18 protein-coding genes and 1 riboswitch are annotated in these 18,953 nt (G+C 70.9%); of the genes, 4 read left to right on the top strand and 14 right to left on the bottom strand.

Annotated features, from left to right (window positions below):
• Nucleotides 1–19: 19 nt before the first annotated feature.
• The 10 genes from ACFP2T_RS35595 to ACFP2T_RS35550 all read right to left on the bottom strand — a co-directional run bounded on the left by ACFP2T_RS35595 (nucleotide 20) and on the right by ACFP2T_RS35550 (nucleotide 11,117).
• Nucleotides 20–922, bottom strand: coding sequence for an ABC transporter substrate-binding protein (locus ACFP2T_RS35595; RefSeq protein WP_377429695.1), 903 nt, complete (start codon nucleotides 920–922; stop codon nucleotides 20–22).
• Between the two features lie 264 nt (nucleotides 923–1,186).
• A riboswitch (SAM riboswitch) is annotated at nucleotides 1,187–1,279 on the bottom strand.
• 135 nt (nucleotides 1,280–1,414) lie between these two features.
• Complete coding sequence (gene hrpA / locus ACFP2T_RS35590) at nucleotides 1,415–5,497, bottom strand: ATP-dependent RNA helicase HrpA (RefSeq protein WP_377429693.1); 4,083 nt, start codon at nucleotides 5,495–5,497, stop codon at nucleotides 1,415–1,417.
• Nucleotides 5,498–5,542: 45 nt separating this feature from the next.
• Nucleotides 5,543–6,148, bottom strand: a complete 606-nt coding sequence (locus ACFP2T_RS35585; RefSeq protein ID WP_377429691.1) for a histidine phosphatase family protein — start codon at nucleotides 6,146–6,148, stop codon at nucleotides 5,543–5,545.
• Nucleotides 6,149–6,221: 73 nt separating this feature from the next.
• The gene (locus tag ACFP2T_RS35580; RefSeq protein WP_377429689.1) at nucleotides 6,222–6,878 is read right to left on the bottom strand and encodes a hypothetical protein; all 657 of its coding nucleotides are present in this window, start codon (nucleotides 6,876–6,878) and stop codon (nucleotides 6,222–6,224) included.
• Between the two features lie 136 nt (nucleotides 6,879–7,014).
• Nucleotides 7,015–7,506: a MarR family winged helix-turn-helix transcriptional regulator gene (locus ACFP2T_RS35575; protein WP_377429686.1), complete on the bottom strand. Its 492-nt coding sequence runs from the start codon at nucleotides 7,504–7,506 to the stop codon at nucleotides 7,015–7,017.
• 8 nt (nucleotides 7,507–7,514) lie between these two features.
• Nucleotides 7,515–8,762 carry an FAD-dependent oxidoreductase gene (locus tag ACFP2T_RS35570; protein ID WP_377429683.1) on the bottom strand — a complete coding sequence of 416 codons (1,248 nt, stop codon included), beginning with the start codon at nucleotides 8,760–8,762 and terminating at the stop codon, nucleotides 7,515–7,517.
• Between the two features lie 77 nt (nucleotides 8,763–8,839).
• The gene (locus tag ACFP2T_RS35565) at nucleotides 8,840–9,460 is read right to left on the bottom strand and encodes a dihydrofolate reductase family protein (RefSeq protein ID WP_377429681.1); all 621 of its coding nucleotides are present in this window, start codon (nucleotides 9,458–9,460) and stop codon (nucleotides 8,840–8,842) included.
• The gene (locus tag ACFP2T_RS35560; protein ID WP_377429678.1) at nucleotides 9,460–9,966 is read right to left on the bottom strand and encodes an SRPBCC family protein; all 507 of its coding nucleotides are present in this window, start codon (nucleotides 9,964–9,966) and stop codon (nucleotides 9,460–9,462) included. Before ACFP2T_RS35560 ends, ACFP2T_RS35565 begins: the two co-directional genes overlap by 1 nt.
• A 3-nt stretch (nucleotides 9,967–9,969) precedes the next feature.
• Nucleotides 9,970–10,311, bottom strand: a complete 342-nt coding sequence (locus ACFP2T_RS35555; RefSeq protein WP_377429676.1) for an ArsR/SmtB family transcription factor — start codon at nucleotides 10,309–10,311, stop codon at nucleotides 9,970–9,972.
• 44 nt (nucleotides 10,312–10,355) lie between these two features.
• Nucleotides 10,356–11,117, bottom strand: coding sequence for a methyltransferase domain-containing protein (locus ACFP2T_RS35550; protein WP_377429674.1), 762 nt, complete (start codon nucleotides 11,115–11,117; stop codon nucleotides 10,356–10,358).
• Between the two features lie 79 nt (nucleotides 11,118–11,196).
• On the opposite strand from ACFP2T_RS35550, the gene ACFP2T_RS35545 reads away from it, so the two are divergent.
• Nucleotides 11,197–11,613: a MerR family transcriptional regulator gene (locus ACFP2T_RS35545; protein WP_377429672.1), complete on the top strand. Its 417-nt coding sequence runs from the start codon at nucleotides 11,197–11,199 to the stop codon at nucleotides 11,611–11,613.
• Between the two features lie 39 nt (nucleotides 11,614–11,652).
• Here ACFP2T_RS35545 and ACFP2T_RS35540 read toward each other — a convergent pair whose 3' ends face one another.
• The 3 genes from ACFP2T_RS35540 to trmB form a co-directional block, all read right to left on the bottom strand.
• On the bottom strand, nucleotides 11,653–12,237 hold the full coding sequence (locus ACFP2T_RS35540; RefSeq protein WP_377429670.1) for a DUF1707 SHOCT-like domain-containing protein: 585 nt from the start codon (nucleotides 12,235–12,237) through the stop codon (nucleotides 11,653–11,655).
• A 68-nt stretch (nucleotides 12,238–12,305) separates the two neighbouring features.
• Nucleotides 12,306–14,804 (bottom strand): DEAD/DEAH box helicase, encoded by a 2,499-nt coding sequence (locus ACFP2T_RS35535; protein WP_377429668.1) that lies wholly within the window; start codon nucleotides 14,802–14,804, stop codon nucleotides 12,306–12,308.
• 93 nt (nucleotides 14,805–14,897) lie between these two features.
• Nucleotides 14,898–15,674: a tRNA (guanosine(46)-N7)-methyltransferase TrmB gene (gene trmB, locus ACFP2T_RS35530; protein ID WP_377429848.1), complete on the bottom strand. Its 777-nt coding sequence runs from the start codon at nucleotides 15,672–15,674 to the stop codon at nucleotides 14,898–14,900.
• Between the two features lie 214 nt (nucleotides 15,675–15,888).
• On the opposite strand from trmB, the gene ACFP2T_RS35525 reads away from it, so the two are divergent.
• Together ACFP2T_RS35525 and ACFP2T_RS35520 are read left to right on the top strand one after the other, a co-directional pair.
• Entirely contained in the window at nucleotides 15,889–16,398 is a 510-nt protein-coding gene (locus ACFP2T_RS35525; protein WP_377429665.1) for a hypothetical protein, read from the top strand.
• 13 nt (nucleotides 16,399–16,411) lie between these two features.
• Complete coding sequence (locus ACFP2T_RS35520) at nucleotides 16,412–17,122, top strand: class F sortase (RefSeq protein WP_377429662.1); 711 nt, start codon at nucleotides 16,412–16,414, stop codon at nucleotides 17,120–17,122.
• A 47-nt stretch (nucleotides 17,123–17,169) separates the two neighbouring features.
• On the opposite strand, the gene ACFP2T_RS35515 is transcribed toward ACFP2T_RS35520, so the two are convergent.
• Nucleotides 17,170–17,508: an antibiotic biosynthesis monooxygenase family protein gene (locus tag ACFP2T_RS35515; RefSeq protein ID WP_377429660.1), complete on the bottom strand. Its 339-nt coding sequence runs from the start codon at nucleotides 17,506–17,508 to the stop codon at nucleotides 17,170–17,172.
• A 550-nt stretch (nucleotides 17,509–18,058) separates the two neighbouring features.
• Between ACFP2T_RS35515 and ACFP2T_RS35510 the strand changes: the two genes are divergently transcribed.
• A partial coding sequence (locus tag ACFP2T_RS35510; protein WP_377429657.1) for a calcium-binding protein occupies nucleotides 18,059–18,953 on the top strand: 895 nt, incomplete at its 3' end.

Raw genomic sequence — 18,953 nt, 5'->3', positions numbered from 1 at the left:
GTCTGCCTTCGCGTCAGAGTCAGCCGGCGGGCGTGGCCGTCGGGGCTGCGGAGGTACCGGCCGGGCCAGCCGAACCGGCCTTGACCGGCGGGTACGCCACGGTGCCGCTACCCGGCTTGAAGGTGTCCGGGATCGGCCGCCCGGGGTAGTACTGGTCCTGGAGCCGGGTCCAGGTGCCGTCCTCGATCACCTGGTCGAGCCCCTTGTCCAGCGCCTCGCGCAGCGCGTCGTTGCCCTTGGCCACCACGAAAGCGGTCGGGGCCGAGCTGAGCTGCTTCTCGACGAGGACGATCTTTCCGGCACTGTCCTGTGCGGACTTCTCGCCGATCTCCGCCGGTGCGATCCAGGCGTCGGCGGTCTTGGCCTTGAGCTGGTTGATCGCGCCGTTGTAGTCCGGCACCCGGACCGGGTCCAGCCCTTCCTTGGTCGCGTAGTCGTCCTGCACGGTGCCCTGCACCACGACCACCCGCTTGCCCTTCAACTCGGCGAAGCTCTTGATCGGCGAGCCGGCCGGTACGTCGAGGCCGAAGTAGCCGAAGTCGTACCCGTTGCCGAAGTCCACGGTCTTCTTCCGGGCCTCGGTGATGGTGATCGACGAACTGCCCGCGTCGAACTTGTGATTGTTGACCTGCGACAGCAGTGCCGAGAAGTCCGTGCCGACGAACTCGACCTTCAGCCCCAACTTGCCGGCGACGGCGGTCATCAGGTCGTTGTCGAATCCGGTGAACTTGCCGTCCTTCAGGTACACGTTCGGCGGGGCGTCGGTCAGGGTGCCGACCCGCAGGGTGCCGGGCTGTAGCAGGTCGTACGGATTCTCGGCCGCATCGCCGGACGAGCCGCCGCCGCAGGCGGCAACGGCACCGAGCAGCGCGAGGGCGGCGACTCCGGAGAGCAGGCGGGCGGAAACAGCGGTGATGCGCATGTGCGGAAACTCCATGAAATGTCCGGCGGCAGGTACGCCGACGGCTGCCACGGTCGGTGGACGGCCACGGGCAGCGACGACGGTGCCGCCGGGAAGGGTGGTTGCGAGAAGCGGCCGGATACCCGCCGACCGGCGGCTGCGGTCAGTCCTGGCCGGGACAGAGCATGGTGCTGGTCCGGCAGAGATCCACATGTCGACGCCACCGATGCCAGGTGACGTGGAGCCGGCTGGACCGCTCGGCACGCGACGTACGCACTACAGGTACCTCCATCGATCCTGGCGGTAGCACCCGCACCCACGGTCGGGGGGTTGCTGCGACGTCAACGAGCCAGGTCTCTCGGTCGCTCTGGATGGCCGGACCCGAGCATAACGACCCCGGCACCGGACACCCAGCTATCCGGCCCCGCCTGTGGCGCGGGCCACGTGGGAGGGGGTGTTACGTGTTAAGAAGGGGCCCTTCTTCTACAGAAAGCGATAAGAAGGGGCCCTTCCTTACACCTCGGCGAGGTCCATGGCGCGGTAGATGCGCTGTTCGGAGATGGGGTAGGGAGTGCCGAGGGCCTGGGCGAAGACGTTGACGCGTAACTCCTCGATCATCCAGCGGATCTGTCGTACGGCGTCGTCGTTGCGGCGGGGTGGGGGGAGGGTGGCGAGCATGTCCCGGTACTCCTGCTGGACCTGTTCGATCCGGGCCTGTTGTTCCCGGTCGCGTTGCGGGTTCTGGGGGAGCCGGTCGAGGCGCCGTTCGATGGCGGTGAGATAGCGGGGCAGGTCGGCCAGCCGGGCGTAGCCGGTCTCGGTGACGAAGCCTCGGTGCACCAGGGCGGAGAGCTGGGCCCGGATGTCGGTGAGCGCGGCGACCAGGGGCAGGCTGTTGGTCCGGGCCAGCCGTTGTTCGACGGTGTAGGCCGTGGCGAGGATCCGACGTACCCGTTCGGCGACCTCGATCGTGGTGTCGACCAGGTCGGCCCGGACCCGGTCCCGGAGCGCGGCGAAGCCGTCGGCGTCCCAGGCCGGGCCGCCCGCGTCGGCGATCAGTTTGTCGACCGCCGCGTCGGCCACGTCGTCGAGCAGGTCCTGCACGTTGCGGTGCGGGTTGCGGCTCAGCGCCAGCTTGGCCTCGTTGGAGAGTCGGCCCTGGAGGAACTTCGCCGGTGCGGCCAGGCCGAGCCGGAGCAGGCGGCGGGTGCCGGCCCACATCTGGTGCCGTTGTTCGGCCTCGGACTCGAAGACCCGTACCGCGACGCTGTCCCCCTCGTCCACCAGCGCCGGGTAGGCGGTGACAAGGTAGCCGGCCCGGTTCTGTTCGATGGAGCGGGGCAGGGTGCCGAGGCTCCACTCCCGTAGGCCCTGCCGTTCCACGTCGGGCGCGGCGGCGGCCACCATCTTGCGTACCTGGGTGGTGAGTTGACGTTGCAGCGCCGGCAGGTCCTTGCCCTCGGCGACGGTCTTCTGCTCGTCGCCGATCACCCGGAAGGTGGGTCGCAGGTGCGCCGGCAGCCGGTCGACGTCCCAGGCGTCCCGGGGGACCGTGACGCCGGTCATCCGGCGCAGTTCCCGGGTCAGCGCGTCGAGCAGCGGCTCCCGGCCGGGCGTGATCGCGGCCAGCGCCGCCCGCGCATAGTCCGGCACCGGGACGAAGTTCCGGCGTACGGCCTTCGGCAGCGACCGGATCAGCGCGATGACCAGCTCTTCGCGCAGCCCCGGTACCTGCCAGTCGAAGTCCTCCGCGGTCACCTGGTTGAGCATCGGCAGCGGGATGTCGATCGTCACGCCGTCGGTCTCGGTGCCCGGCTCGAACCGGTACGTCAGCGGCAGCGCCACCCCGTCCGAGTGCCACTCGTCGGGGTAGTCCGCCGCGTCGATGCCGCCCTTGCCCTGGTTGACCAGCATCTGGCGGTCGAAGGTGAGCAGTTCGGGCTGGTCCCGGCGGGTCCGCTTCCACCAGGCGTCGAAGTGCCGGCCGGAGACGACGTCGGCGGGCAGCCGCTGGTCGTAGAAGGTGAACAGGGTCTCGTCGTCGACCAGGATGTCCCGGCGCCGGGCCCGGTGTTCCAACTCCTCGACCTCGCCCCGCAGTGCCCGGTTGTCGTGGAAGAACCGGTGCGGGGTCTGCCAGTCGCCCTCCACCAGCGCGTGCCGGATGAACAGTTCGCGGGACAGCGCCGGGTCGATCCGGCCGAAGTTGACCTTGCGGCCGGCGACCAGCGGGATGCCGTACAGGGTGACCTTCTCGTACGCCACCACGGCGGCCTGCTTCTTCTCCCAGTGCGGCTCGCTGTAGCTGCGTTTCACCAGGTGCTGGGAGAGCGCCTCGACCCACTCCGGCTCGACCCGCCCGGCGACCCGGCCCCACAGCCGGGACGTCTCGACCAGTTCGGCCGCCATCACCCAGCGCGGCGGCCGGCGGAACAGTGCCGAACCGGGGAAGAGGCCGAAGCGGGCACCCCGGGCGCCGAGATACTCGTTCTTCTGGGCGTCCTTCAGGCCGACGTGCGAGAGCAGCCCGGCGAGAAGGGACTGGTGGATCCGATCCGTGTCGATATCGTTCGCCGGCTGGTCGGTGCCGCCCTCCGCGCTGTCGTCCGCCGGCCGTTGGCTGCCGCCGCGCCGGCCGTCGTCCGTTCGTTGGTCGGTGCCGGTGGGCCTGCCGTCCGTCGGCCGGGCGGCCATGCTGCGTAGTACCTGCCGGAGCTGGCTGTTGATGTCCTGCCACTCCCGCACCCGCAGGTAGTTGAGGTACTCGGCCTTGCACATCCGGCGGAACGCGCTGGACGACAACTCCTTCTGCTGGTCCTTGAGGTACCGCCACAGGTTGAGCAGCGCCGCGAAGTCCGACTCCTTGTCGGTGAACCGGGCGTGTGCCTGGTCGGCCTGCGCCTGCTTGTCGGCGGGCCGCTCCCGGGGATCCTGGATGGACAACGCGGCGGCGATCACCATCACCTCGGCGGCGCAGCCGTTCCGCTCGCCCTCCAGCACCATCCGGGCCAGCCGGGGATCCACCGGAAGCTGGGCCAGCCGACGGCCCAGCGGAGTCAGCCGACGGACGGGTTCGTTCCCGGTCGCCGCCTCCAGCGCGCCCAACTCCTGCAACAGGGCAACCCCGTCGGCGATGTTGCGCCGGTCCGGCGGGTCGATGAACGGGAACGCGGCGATGTCGCCGAGCCCGATGGCCGTCATCTGGAGGATGACCGAGGCGAGGTTGGTACGGAGGATCTCCGGGTCGGTGAACTCGGGGCGGCCGAGGAAGTCCGGTTCGTCGTACAGCCGGATACAGATCCCGTCCGAGGTACGCCCGCAGCGTCCCTTCCGCTGGTTCGCCGACGCCTGCGAGACCGCCTCGATCGGCAGCCGCTGCACCTTCAGCCGGTGGCTGTACCGGGATATCCGGGCGGTACCGGGGTCGACGACGTACTTGATTCCGGGAACCGTCAGCGAGGTCTCGGCGACGTTGGTGGCCAGTACCACCCGGCGGGCCTGGTGTGCCTGGAACACCCGGTGCTGTTCGGCGGTCGAGAGCCGGGCGTAGAGCGGCAGGATCTCCGTCCCGCGCAACCCCGGCCGGTTCTGTACCAGCTTGGCCAGGGCGTCGGCGGTGTCCCGGATCTCCCGCTCCCCGCTGAGGAAGACCAGGATGTCGCCGGGCCCCTCGGCGGCCAGTTCCTGTACCGCGTCGCCGATCGCCTGGACCTGGTCCCGGACGTTGTCCGAATCGTCGTTGGAGTCGTCGGAGTCGTCCGAATCCGCCACCTCGACCAGCGGCCGGTAGCGGACCTCCACCGGGTACGTCCGGCCGGACACCTCGACGACCGGCGCCGGCTCGGCCTCGGTCCCGAAGTGCCGGGCGAAGCGGTCCGGGTCGATCGTCGCCGAGGTGATGATCACTTTGAGGTCCGGCCGGCGGGGCAGCAACTGCCGGAGATACCCGAGGATGAAGTCGATGTTGAGGCTGCGCTCGTGCGCCTCGTCGATGATCAGCGTGTCGTACTGCCGGAGCATCCGGTCCTGCTGAAGCTCGGCGAGCAGGATTCCGTCGGTCATCAGCTTGACCAGCGTCCCGTCGCCGACCTGGTCGGTGAACCGGACCTTGTACCCGACCGCCCCGCCCAGTTCGGTGCCGAGTTCGTCGGCGATCCGGTCGGCCACGGTCCGGGCGGCCAGCCGTCGGGGCTGGGTGTGCCCGATCAGGCCACGTACGCCCCGGCCCAGTTCGAGGCAGATCTTGGGTAACTGGGTGGTCTTGCCGGACCCGGTCTCGCCCGCCACGATCACCACCTGGTGGTCCCGGATCGCGGCCAGCAGGTCGTCCTTCTTCTCGCTGACCGGCAGCCCCGCCGGGTAGGTGACAACCGGCACGGCGGCCCGGCGGCGGGTCAGCCGCTGCTCCGCCGAGGCGATCTCGGTGGCGATCTCGGTGGTGGCGGCCTCGCGGCGGCGCGAGTCGCGGATCTTGGGTATCCCGTCGATCCGCCGCTGGATGCGGCGCTGGTCCCGGAACATCAGCTCGGGCAGCCGGGCCCGGAGCTCGGCCAGGTCGGCGGCGGGTGCGGCGGGGGCGGGTGGCGTCGTGTGCATGTCGTCGCCAAGGATAGGCAGGCCGGGGCGGCGGATGCCCGCGAGTTATCCACGTTCCGGCGCGGGCTGCCCGGGTTGGGCCCGTGCCGGCGGCGGCCGGTCGCTGCCCCAGCCGGACGGAAGCCGGTACGACCAGCCGGGCTGCCAGTCGAAGGGGGCGGCGACCAGGTCCGCCAGCGGGGCCCCGTGCAGCAGGTGATCAAGAGCCCAGCGGTTCGCGGAGTGCGCCACGATCAGGACCCGGGTCCCGTCCCAGCCGGCTGCCAGGTCGCGCAGGAATCCGTGGGTCTGTTCGACTACCTGCCGGTAGCTCTGCCCACCCGGAAAGGGTTCGTCGAGGTGCCGACCGCGCAGCCGGGCCAGTTCGGCCACGGGCATGCCGTTCAGCTCGCCGTAGTCGCACTCCCGCAGCCGGGTGTCCCGGTGCACCGGCACCTCGCGGAGCGGAAACGCGATCTCCACGGTCTCGACCGCGCGGCGCAGATCGGAGCAGAAGACCACCTGAAGGCCGTCGTCCCGGCGTCGTTCGCCCAGTTCGCGGGCGCCCTGCCGGCCGTACGCGGACAGCTGGCCGGGCAGCCAGCCGGTGGCCAGGCCGGCCTCGTTGTCCGTGGTCAGCGCGTGGGTCTCGTACACGATGTCGACCGCCATGGAACCAGCCTGCCAGCCCTGCCGGCGGCGGGACCGGTCAACACCACCATCGGGTCCACGACCACCGGTGGGGTTACGCGGCGGTGGACCAGATCGCGGTGAACGCGGCGGCCTCACCGGCCAGCCAGCGCTCCACCTGGTCGGCGCGGACCGCCGGATCGCGGTGGTGCGCGACACCCCGGCGTACGTCGACCAGCACCGGATCGGCGCCGGGCAGCACCTGGTCCATCTGCCGGCTCATCAGGTGCAGGGTCGCCAGCAGCGCCTCCTGGCTCGGCGGCTGCTCGTCGAAGTGCAGCCGGACGGCCTCCCGCCGCCCGTCGTCGTAGCGCAGGCCGAGGTGCGGATTGATCTTCACCGGCAGCTCGCCGACCATGCCCAGGGCATCATGGGTCTGCGCGAGTTCGACCGTCGACAGGTCGCCGAGCGAGTGCAGGAAACTCACCGTGCCCGGAACCAGGGTCTCGTAGAGCGGACGCCAGCGCGGCTTGACCACGTCGACGATCTCCGCCAGATGCCGGCCGCCGGTCCGGAAGGCGATGTCGGCCTTGAGTGCCTTGACGAGTTGGCCGTGTGGGTTGAAGCCGGAGCGGCTCGCCCGCTGCTTGCGGAGGCCGCCGACGAAGGTGGCCTTGGCCGGACCGGTGCGGTCGACGTAGCGGGTGAAGGCGAGCAGGGTGGCGTAGGGCAGGGGGGCGGGAGAGGGCGCGGTGGAGACGGGCTCTGGCACGGCTGTCCTCCCAGTTCAGAAGCCGTTTTAGTACACCCATTCTAATTGATTCACGCCGCTCCGCCCAGCCCAAAACGGACGTTCCGGATGTCGCTTCCACGCGAACTGTGTGGAGTCCGGACGACCGGGAGCGCGGTCAGTCACGCGACGCCGCCTCAGGCGGACCGCTGCGGAGGCGGTCCAACTCGGCGAGGTACATCGCCTGCATGCGGTCATAGTGCCGGACCAGCAGCATGACCTCCTCGACGCTGTAGCCCTCGATGAGCCGCTCCGCCCGCTCGGCAAACCGCTCGTACGGTCGCTCCAACTCGGCGATCCGCTCCGGCCGCAGGGTGACGATCACCCGCCGCCGGTCGGCCGGATCGCGCTCGGCCGTCACGTAGCCCGCCTGTTGGAGCCGGCGGAGCATGCTGGTCACCGCCCCGGTGGTGAGGTTGGTCCGCTCGGCGACCTGCCCCGCGGTGGCGGATCCGACGTCCGCCAGGTGGTCCAGGCACTCCAGGTCGCTCACGGTGAGGCCCAGCCGCTCCGCGATGGCGTACCGGAACACCATGGACAGCCGCGACGTCTCCCGCCCGGCGCGCATGAGGTCGGCGATCGCGGACGCACGGGCCGGCTCGTGGGACATGCCCGCAATCATGCCTCCGGTACGGTGACCCGGTGCAGCCGAGGTAACACGCGGGTCAGCACCCAGTGCGGTGCGGCCGCGCCCCCGGTGAGGCGGCGCATCAGCCCGGCTGCGGTGTCGACGGCGCGGAAGGCGTAGGGCACCATCTCGTCCTGGTAGCCGGCGATCGCCTCCTCCACCGGCGCGCCGCTCGCCCGGGCCTCGACCAGCCTGTGGCCGAGCAGGGCGGCGTCGCGGAGCGCGGTGTTGCCGCCGTGAGCGCCGAACGGCGGCATGACGTGCACGGCGTCGCCCATCATCGTCGCCCGGGGCACCGCCCAGCGGCGCGGGCGCCGGCCGGTGGCGAAGAGGTTGAGCACCGTGGTGTCCACCTCGGCCGTGTCGACCAGCCGCCGGATGAGCGGGTGGAAGTCCACACTCATCCGGGCGGCCAGTCTCCACAGCGCCAGCAGGTCCCCACGGACGCCGATGGGCACCTCCTCCTGCCGGAGCAGCAGTCCCCACATGACGTAGTCGTCACCGGTGGGCGCGTAGCTGCCCGGGGCCAGGCGCGCGAACGCCTCCTGCGGGCTCTCGCCGAACCGCATGGAGGTGAAGAAGAAGGCGCGGCCCGGCCGGTCGGCGATGGCCAGGACCCCGCTGGTACGCAGCGCGTCCGGGATGACGCTTCCGCCGTTCCGCCGCAGGGGCGACCGGCCGTAGATGCCCGCCATCGGGGTGTTCGCCGGGTCCGCGTCCGGGATGAGCTCCGCGCGCAGCGCCGAGCTGACGCCGTCCGCGCCCACGACGACGGTTGCCGCGGCGGCCCCGCCGTCGGAGAACCGCAGCCGCAGCCTTGCCGGGCCGCCGCTGTCCACCGCGACGGCGGCCTTGCCGTAGTGGATGCGCCCGTCCAGCCCGGACTGCAGGATCGACCGCAGGGTCAGCCGGTCGACCTGGCGGGTCGCGTGCGGCTCGTCCTTGAAGGTGATGGTGAATGCGTTCCGGAGCCGGCTGTCGGTGAAGCGCAGGTGCCCGCCGGGCTCGTCGCCGGTGGTCAGCGCCAGGCGGTACAGCGGGCGGGGCAGGCTCGCGCGCAGCGCCTCCAGCCCGTACCGGTCGAGGATGATCCGGTAGCCCTGCCGCCGGACGAAGGGGCCCGGGTCCCGCTCGTAGACGTGCACGTCGATGCCGGCGCGCATCAGGTACTGGGCGAGGCAGAGGCCGGAGAGGCCGGCGCCGGCGATTGCCACGGAGAAGTCAGTCGATATGCCCATGCGATTATCTTAATGACTAAGATGATTTGGGCAAGGCCGCCGGCATGCCACGGTCCGTCAGGCCGTCCGCCGTGCGCCTACCGCTCCCGGACGGCGTAGGTCAGGTGCGTCACCCTCGGGGAGGGCTCCGCGCGGACCGGCTCCAGGGCCACGCGGCCCGCGTCCACGCCCTCGAACAGGCGGATTCCGGAGCCGAACAGCACGGGCGACAGCGCGATCGAGAACTCGTCGACCAGGCCGGCGTTCACGTACTCGAGGATCGTCGCGCCGCCGCCCGCGATGCGGACGTCGCGGTCGCCGGCGGCCTCGCGGGCCTGGTCGAGCGCGGCCTCGATGCCGTCGTTGACGAAGTGGAAGGTGGTCCCGCCCGGCCGCTCCCAGGGGTCACGCTTGGTGTGCGTCACGACGAACACCGGCGTGTGGAACGGCGCCTCCGCCGGCCACATCTGCTCGCCGGCGTCGAACATGCGCTTGCCCATCACGCTCGCGCCGGTGCGCTCGAACGTCTCCCGCAGGATGTCGTTGTCGCGCCCTTCCTCGCCGCCCTCGCCGAGCTTCAGGTTCTCCCGGAAGAACCGCTGCGGGAAGACCCACGCCTGGAGTTCCATCCACTGCTGCCCCATCAAGTCCCCGAGGGACTCCGGCGCGATGAACCCGTCCAGCGACATCGAGACGCTGAAGAACACCTTCCCGGCCATCAGCCCTCCGCTCCCTTCCGAACGATCTCGGTGACGTAGGCAGCCAGGTTGCTCAGGGTCTGCCGGCCGCCCTCGATCGCGTGGTACTTCTCGACCGCCTCGTCGCGCAGCTCCTTGGTCGGGAACACCGTGCGCATCTCGATCCGGGTCGCCGCCCCGTCGGACGCGAACGTGAGGACCGACTCGAAGGCGTTCGGGTCGCCGCGGGACTCACCGTGCAGCAGCGTGATCCCCTCCGGCGGGACGATCTCGGTCCAGGAGATCCACTCCTGGTAGTCCGTTCCGTCCGGCCCGTGCATCACGAAGTCCCACACCCCGCCGACGCGGAACTCGAACGACCGCGTGGTGGTGGTGAACCCCTCGGGCCCCCACCACCGCGACAGGTGCCGCACCTCGGTGAACGCCTCGAACACCAGCTCCCGTGGGGCGTCGATGACCCGGGAGATCACGATCTCGCGGTCAGCCGTCACGGACCGCGCCGGCGCTCCTCGTCCCATCTCGCTCATCAGCTACTCCTTCTCCCTTGCCTGTTTCAGGTCCTGCACGTACGCGTCCAACCGGTCGAAGCTCTCGTTCCAGAACTGCTCGAACCCGCCGGTCCACTCGTGGACCGGTCGCAGTCCGCGGGCGTCGAGGCCGTACAGGCGCTGCTTGCCCGCCTTGCGGTCTCGCACCAGCCCGACCTCCCGGAGCACCCGCAGGTGTTTGGACGCCCCGGGCTGGGTCATCCCCAGCGCCTGGGCCAACTCGGTCACCGGCCGCTCACCCGCCCGCAGCAGCGCCAGGATCTCCCGGCGCTGCGGCTCGGCGATCGCGTTGAAGACGTCCGACGTCGTCGCTGCTCGTGCCATGGCAACCATCATATACCCATAACGGAATGCGTATAGCCGAGGGGTCAGCGTGTGGCCGAGGCCAGGAACATCGGGACGGCGACCAGCAACCGGTCGTCCTGGGCGCGCCGGGTCTGCTCGCCGATCCAGTTGTCGGCTTCGTCGCCGGTGATGACGCCGGCCTGCTGCGCGGCGGCGGTGTGCCCGACGAACATGGGCAGCATGCTGGCATCGGTGAACAGCGCGGTGTGGACCTCGACGTCGACGTCGTGGAAGCCGGCGTCGAGGAGCAGGTTGCGGTAGGCGCGGGCGACGCGGGGGTGGGGGATGCTGTCGGCGCGGGCGTGCACGATGCGGCGGGTCAGTTCGGGTTGGTCGGAGTCGATGACCAGGGTGTCCCAGTCCTGGCCGAGCAGTGCGATCCGCCCACCCGGGACGAGGACCCGGCGGGCTTCGGCCAGGGCCGCGTGCGGGTCGGGCAGGACGTGGTACACCTTGTCCGCCCGGTACCCGTGCGCCTGCCCGTCAGCCAGCGGCAGCTCGGTGGCGTCGGCGGCGCGTACGTCGATGTCGGGAAACCGGCGGCGGGCGGCGGCCAGCATGGCCGGGTCGAGGTCCACGCCGATGGCCTGGGCTGCGTGCTCGGCCAGTTCGACGACGGCGCGAGCGGTGCCGCAGCCGACGTCGACCACCGTCGCGCCCGGCGGTAACCGCAGGACCTCGTAGCTGCGCGCCCGTAGCGCCGCGGCGGCGGGCATGGCTTCCGCGGCGTCGAGCAGCCGGATCAGCGTGTCGGTGTCGGTGTAGGCGGTGTGCGTCTCGGTCATGCGCACGAGTGTGTGACTTCAGGTCGACCTGAAGTCAACCGAGCTGCTATCAAGGTGGGTACGAACTTCGGAGGTGGTGTTGGAGTACACGATCGGCGAGCTGGCAGCCCGTTTCGGGTTGGCCACGCACGTGTTGCGGCACTGGGAGGACATGGGGTTGCTGTCACCGGCGCGGCGGGTGGCGGGGCGGCGGGTGTACGGACCGGCGCATGTGACCCGGGTGGCGGAGATCATGCTTGGGAAGGACGCCGGGTTCAGCCTGGAGCAGTTGCGGGAGCTGTTCGCCGCCCCGGATCGGGACCGGCGGCGGGAGGTGCTGCGGGCCCAGTTGGCGCAGGTGCGGCAGCGCATCGCCCGGCTGACGCTGTCGCAGACGCTGCTGGAACACGGATTGCGGTGCCGGCATCCGGACTACCAGTCGTGCCCCCGCTTCCAGACGATGGTGCTCGCGCGGTTGGACGGGGTGGAGCTGGCGGAGGCCCTGGACCACGACTGAGTCCCCGGCCAGCGGCCGGCGCGGCGGCACCGACCGCCGCTACCAGCGCCAGCGCCAGAATCGGCGCTCGTAGCGGACCAGCAGCGTGCCGGCGGCGGTACTGCCGGTGATGACGACGTGCGGGAAGGTCGAACCCGGCTCGGGTGCCGACGGGACCCTGGTCTCCGCCGTGCCGGCGGTCGTGGTGACCCCGTCGATGTTGGCGGTCGCTCCCGGTGGCAGCACGATGGTCGTCGAGCCGGCCTGGGTGGACAGCTGGATCTCGACCACCGGATGACTGATGACGGCGTGTCGCAGGTCGAGCTTGACCACACCGGCCTTGCTGCGCACCACGAGCCGCCGGGGTACGGCCCAGCGGCCGGCGCGCTGGATGTGCCCGGCGTGACTGGTCAGTTCGACGACGTCGCTCGGTGCGGCGGCCGGAGTGGCGGCCGGCAGGTCGGCGACGAAGGGCTCCACGTCGCCGTAGGTGCGGGCGTACAGCACACCGTCGACGCGCTCCTCGAACTCGGACAGGGTCAGCCGCCCCTCGGCGACGGCGGTGTTCAACCGGGCGATGACGCTCTCCCGGTCGGCGTCGGACATGCGTACCTCCCGCCTCGACGGGACCACATCGCCACTCACCCGACCGACCCTACGTCCGAAGCGGCGGCAGGTACAGATAGACGCCTGACTCACCGTCGCACCAGGACTCAGAGTTGGCCCACGTCCGTGATCCGGAGTACCGCCGCACCGACCGCGTCGGAGGCGGCGAGGTCGACCTCCGCGCTGATTCCCCAGTCGTGGTCGCCGTCCGGGTCGTCGAGGATCTGCCGGACCGTCCACCGGTCGCGCCCCTGCTCGATCATCAGCAGCGCCGGACCCCGGGCCGCCGGCCCGGTGCCGATCTCGTCGTACGCCTCGAAGTACGGCTCCAGCGCCTCCGCCCAGGCGTCGGCGTCCCAGCCGTCCTCGGCGTCGAGCCCGCCCAACTCGTCGTACCGGCGCAGGGCGGCCAGTTCGACCCGGCGGAACAGGGCGTTGCGGACCAGCACCCGGAACGCCCGCACGTTTCCGGTGACCGCCGGCGGCTTGTCGTCGACCACCATCGTGGCCGCCTCGCCCGGGTTGCGCAGCCGCTCCCACTCGTCGATCAGGCTGGAGTCGACCTGTCGGACCAGCTCGCCGAGCCACTCGATCAGGTCGATCAGTTCCTCGGTCTTGGCGTCCTCGCGCACGGTCTGCCGCAGCGCCTTGTACGCGTCCGCCAGATAGCGCAGCACCAGGCCCTCGGAGCGGGACAGCCCGTAGAAGCTGACGTACTCGACGAAGGTCATCGCCCGCTCGTACATGTCCCGGACCACCGACTTCGGGGCGAGCTGGTGGTCGGCCACCCAGGGATGGCCCCGCCGGTACATCTCGTACGCCGCGTCCAGCAGCTCGACCAGCGGCTTCGGATAGGTGACGTCGTCCAGCAGTTCGAGCCGGGCCTCGTACTCGATGCCGTCGGCCTTCATCTGGGCGACCGCCTCGCCGCGCGCCTTGAACTGCTGCGCCGACAACACCTGTCGAGGATCGTCCAAAGTGGATTCGATCACCGAGAGTACGTCCAGCGGGTACGTGGGGGACGCCACGTCCAGCAGTTCGATCGCGGCCAGTGCGAGCGGCGAGAGTGGCTGGTTGAGTGCGAAGTCGAGCTGGAGGTCGACGGTCAGTCGTACCCGTCGGCCGGCCTCGTCCGGCTCGGCGAGCCGTTCGACCACGCCGCCGGCCAGCAACGCGCGGTAGATGGCGATGGCCCGGCGGATGTGCCGGCGCTGCGCGGCGGCGTCCTCGTGGTTGTCGGTCAGCAGGTGCCGCATCGCCGCGAACGCGTCGCCGGGCCGGCTGATGACGTTGAGCAGCATCGCGTGGCTGACGGTGAAGCTCGACGTCAGCGGTTCCGGCTCGGCCTCGACCAGCCGTTCGAAGGTGGGCCGACCCCAGCCGATCGACCCCTCCGGCGGCTTCTTGCGGACCACCTTGCGCCGCTTCTTCGGGTCGTCACCGGCCTTCGCGAGGGCCTTCTCGTTGTCGATCACGTGCTCCGGCGCCTGCACCACCACCGTGCCCAGGGTGTCGAAGCCCGCCCGCCCGGCCCGGCCGGCGATCTGGTGGAACTCGCGCGCCTTGAGCAGCCGGGTCCGGACGCCGTCGTACTTCGACAGGCCGGTGAACAGCACCGTGCGGATCGGCACGTTGATGCCGACACCGAGGGTGTCGGTGCCACAGATGACCTTGAGCAGCCCGGCCTGGGCCAGCGTCTCGACCAGCCGTCGGTACTTCGGCAACATCCCCGCGTGGTGGACCCCGATGCCGTGCCGGACCAGCCGGGACAGGGTACGGCCGAATCCGGCGGTGAACCGGAAGTTGCCGATCGCCTCGGCGATCATGTCCTTCTCCGCCCGGGTGGCGACGTTGACGCTCGTCAGCGCCTGGGCCCGCTCCAGGGCGGCGGCCTGGGTGAAGTGCACGACGTAGATCGGGGCCTGCTTGGTGCTGAGCAGCTCCTCCAGGGTCTCGTGCAGCGGCGTCATCGCGTACGTGAACATCAGCGGCACGGGCCGTTCCGCGTTCTTCACGAGCGCGGTCGGCCGGCCGGTACGCCGGCTCAGGTCGTCGGTGAACCGGGTGACGTCGCCCAGCGTGGCGGACATCAGCACGAACTGCGCCTGCGGCAGTTCGATCAGCGGGACCTGCCAGGCCCAGCCCCGGTCCGGCTCGGCGTAGAAGTGGAACTCGTCCATGATCACCATGCCGACGTCGGCCCGGTCGCCGTCGCGCAGCGCGATGTTGGCCAGGATCTCCGCCGTGCAGCAGATGATCGGCGCGTCCTCGTTGACGCTCGCGTCGCCGGTCAGCATGCCGACGTTCTCCGCGCCGAACATGTCGCAGAGCGCGAAGAACTTCTCCGAGACCAGCGCCTTGATCGGCGCGGTGTAGAAGCTGATCCGGTCCTCGGCCAGGGCCGCGAAGTGGGCACCGGCGGCGACCAGGCTCTTGCCGGAGCCGGTCGGGGTGCTCAGGATGACGTTGGCACCGGAGACGATCTCGATCAACGCCTCTTCCTGATGCGGATAGAGGGTGAGGCCACGCTCCTGCGCCCAACCGGCGAACGCGTCGAAGAGGGTATCTGGGTCGGCGCTGCCCGGCAGCTGGTCGGTGAGCGTCATAGCCGGTCCATGGTGCCTGGCCCGGCCCGGAGACGCCAGTCCGCCGCCCGCCCGATGATCGTTTCCGCCGCCGCGTCCCTTCCGAGGGCGGCTTCAGCGGCGGTGGAAGATCAGGTCGAGGATCGGGCGTCCGGCCGTGGTGCCACGGCGCTCGAACTTCGTCACCGGACGGTACGCCGGCCTCGGTGCGTACCCGGGGTACGCGTTGGCCAGCTCCGGGTCGGCGGTCAGGGTCTGGAGCATCGACTCGGCGTACTCGGCCCAGTCGGTGGCGCAGTGCAGGGTGCCGCCGGCGGCCAACCGGGAGCGGAGCAGGGCGACGTGTGACGGCTGGATCAACCGCCGCTTGTGGTGCCGGGGCTTCGGCCACGGGTCGGGGAAGAAGACGTGCACCGCGTCGAGGGCGTCCGGCGGGAGCAGGTGCCGGACGAGGTCGAGTGCGTCGCCCCGGGCGATCCGGACATTGGTCAGTCCGTGGCGTTCGGTCAGCGCGAGCAGGTTGGCGATGCCCGGGGTGTGCACCTCGACCGCGAGGTAGTTCCGGCCGGGATCCGCGGCGGCCATCGCCGCGGTGGCGTCGCCCATCCCCGAGCCGATCTCCAGGACCACCGGCGCCCGGCGACCGAACAGGTCGACCAGGTCGATCGGCGCGCTCCCGTCCGGCGTGTTCCCGGCGGGTGTGCTCTCGTCCCAGACGTTCCCGGCCGGCGCGCCCTCGTTCGGGGTACGTCCGCCCGGCGTGTCCCCGGTCGGGATGGTCAGGCCGTATCGAGGCCACAGCCGGTCCAGCGCATCGAGGTGCCGGCTGCTGAGCCGGCCCCGGCGCGGATGGAAGGTGCGGACCCGGGCCAGCCGCTCCGTCGGCGCCATCTGGCCCGCTCGGGCCGACGGCACCCCGGCGGTCTGCTCACGGCTGGAGAGGGTCACGGGAAAGTGAGCCTACGCGACCACCCCCATCGGCCGCCGATCCGGCCGAGAACGCCCGACCGGGTGTGCGCGGCGCCGCTGGATGAGAAGATTCTTCTGTACGGCAGGCCCCGGGGCCCCGCGCCCGGCCCTGCCGACGGCGCCGGGAGGGGGAACAGTGGCCACGCGTCGACGCACCGCGATCCTGTGCGGTGCTGCGCTCGCCCTCGGCGGGGTGCTGACCGTGCCCGCCCCGGCCCGAGCCGCCGACGTCTTCGTCCAGGTGAACCCGAGCACGGTCGAGGCCGGGTACATGATCGGCATCAAGGCCAGCTGCACCAGCAACACCCAGCCGGCCACGGTCGAGTCGGGTGCCTTCGGCACCGCGACCGTACAGCCGCAGGCCGGCTTCCTCACCGCCGTGGCGACGGTGCCGCAGACCACCCGGGCGGACACCTACCGGGTCCGGCTGAGCTGCCCGGACGGCAAGAACGCGTCGACCCGGCTCATGGTGGTCGGCGCCACCCGGCCCAACCGGGGCCCGGCGACCGGCTTCGGCGGTACCGCGGGCGAGGATCGGGGCGGCCTGCTGGTGACCGGCGGACTCGTCACCACGGCGCTCGGGGCCGTGCTGGGGCTGATCGCGCTACGCCGACGGGCCCGGTCGGCCACCGCCCGCCGGATCTGACCCGGTTCCGGCCATGGCCCGCGCCCCGACCACCCGTCGTCCCCGGTTCGGCGGCCGGCGTCCGGCACCGCACCTGCGGCACCCGGCGGCCCGGGGCGGCGCCACCCGCCAGCGCCGGAGCATGATCGGGCCACTCGCCATCGTCCTGGTGCTGGTCGGGATCTTCGCCACCGGCGCCGGACTCGGGCAGTCCTCGGGCGGGCCATGGAACTGGCTGGGCAGGGGCCACAAGGAGCCACCGCGCGAGTTCCCGGTGCTGGCGCCGAGCCGACCGGTCAAGCTGGCGATCCCGTCGATCGACGTACGGGCTCCCGTGCACCGGGTCGGGCTCGCCGACGACGGCTCCATCGCCGTACCCGCGCTCGACCGGCACAACGAGGCCGGCTGGTACGAGCGTGGACCGACCCCGGGCCAGTTCGGGCCGGCGATCATCGTCGGCCACGCGGACACCCGGACCGGTCCGTCGGTCTTCCACGACCTGGTCAAGCTCCGCCCCGGCGCCAAGATCGAGGTGACCCGCCAGGACCGCTCGGTGGCGATCTTCGAGGTCAACTCCGTCGAACACTTCGACAAGGGCAAACTGCCCGTCGAACGGGTGTACGGCGACTACGGGCGCCCGTGGCTGCGTCTGATCACCTGTGGCGGCCGATGGCTCGGCGGCGGTACGGGCTACTCCGACAACGTCATCGCCTTCGCGTCACTGGTGGACTCCCGGGAACGCTGACCGGTGGAACGGGCTGACCGGTAGCGGCCGCTGACCGGCGGAACTCGCTAACCGGCCGCCGCGCTGGCCTGCTGGACCACCTCGAACTCCAGCAGCGTGGCCCCGGTGGCGACCGGCTTGGGCTGCTCGCCGCCCGGTCCGCCCTCGGCCGGGCCCCGTGCGTGCGCCTCCCGGGCCGGGCCGGCCGCCCACGCCTGGTACGCCGCCTCGTCCGCCCACTTCGTGTAGACGAAGTACCGGCTGTCGCCTGCGACCGGGCGGAGCAGTTCGAAGCCGAGGAATCCGGGTGCCTTCTCGACCGCACCCAGCCGGGCGGCGAACCGTCGCTCCAGTTCCTCGCCGGCACCGGGCGGAACCTCGATCGCGTTGATCTTCACAACTGCCATGGCACCCACCCTACTGTCGCGAATCCGGGCTTTCCGCTCCTGCCGGGACAGCGGCGTCGTCGCTCCCCTCACCGGAGCGATGTCGCCCGCTCCCTCGCGCGGCCGGTGCCGGCCATCCGAGGTCGGGCCGGCCTGACAGCGGGCACGTCCAGACGCAGGACTCTCGTCGGGCCCGTTCGGTTCCCCGGATGTCGGTCGGATACCCGTCACTGACCGGCCGGCGACGCCGACCCGCCCATCCGGGCCGGACAGGTGTGTCGTCCGGACGACGCGGGGGGTCAGCGGGAGGCGGGCAACTGTCGCATCGGTGACCGAATCAACGACTTCCGACGGACTCGGGCTGGGGGCGCATTGTAGGCGGTGTCGGATTCGACATCAATGGCGTCGTGACGAAACCCTGATCCGGCCCGGATGGCGCCGTGACGGCACCGGGCCATCATCCGCCGCAAGGCTCGCTCGGCGTTTGCGTCACGCCGACGTCGCCGGACGCAATCCACTCGCCCGGACCAGATGGCTTCGGCCAGCCCACGTCCACCACCAGGAGGTCACTATGACCGCCAGATCCAACACCACAACAGGTTGGGGTTTGCGACCGCTGCTGCGGAGCACGCTCGTCACCGTCGGCGCAACCGTCGCCCTCGGTTTCTTCGCGAGCGCCGCACACGCCCAGTCCGCCGCCGCCGAGCGCGGCGACACCCGTAACGTCGGCATCAACCAGGTCTGCACCATCACCGGAACCCCCGGCGACGATCTTCTGATCGGCACCGCCGGCAACGACGTGATCTGCGGCCTCGCCGGCAACGACACCATCCTCGCCGGCAACGGCAACGACACCGTGTACGCCGGGGCGGGCACCGACACCGTCAACGGCGGTGGCGGCAACGACACCATCTACGGCGAGCAGGGCGCCGACAGCCTCAACGGCGGTGCAGGCAACGACACCATCTACGGCAACCTCGGTGCCGACAGCATCAACGGCGGCGTCGGCGACGACACCGTCTACGGCGGACTCGGGGCCGACACCATCAACGGCATGGGCGGCAACGACGTCCTCAACGGCGACGAAGGCAACGACGTCATCGACGGTGGTGCCGGTAACGACGTCATCAACGGCGGCGACGGCGGTGACACCATCGACGGTGGCAACGGCAACGACGTCATCAACGGTGGCAACGGCAACGACACCATCGACGGCGGCGCCGGCAACGACACCATCAACGGTGGCAACGGCAACGACACCATCAACGGCGGCGCCGGCAACGACATCGTCAACGGTGGTGACGGCAATGACACCCTCAGCGCCGGTATCGGCCTGGACCGGCTGAACGGCGGGGCTGGCACCGACAGCCTCGACGTCCTCGACGGTGCCCCGCTGGACGTCGCCAACGGCGGCCTCGGCAACGACACGTGCATGGCCGACCAGGGTGACGTGACCATCTCCTGCT

Origin of the sequence: Plantactinospora solaniradicis (assembly GCF_042658085.1) — a bacterium.
Lineage (GTDB): Bacteria > Actinomycetota > Actinomycetes > Mycobacteriales > Micromonosporaceae > Plantactinospora > Plantactinospora solaniradicis.
Note: the sequence above shows the minus strand (reverse complement) of the source record. Positions and strands in the feature narration are given on the sequence as shown.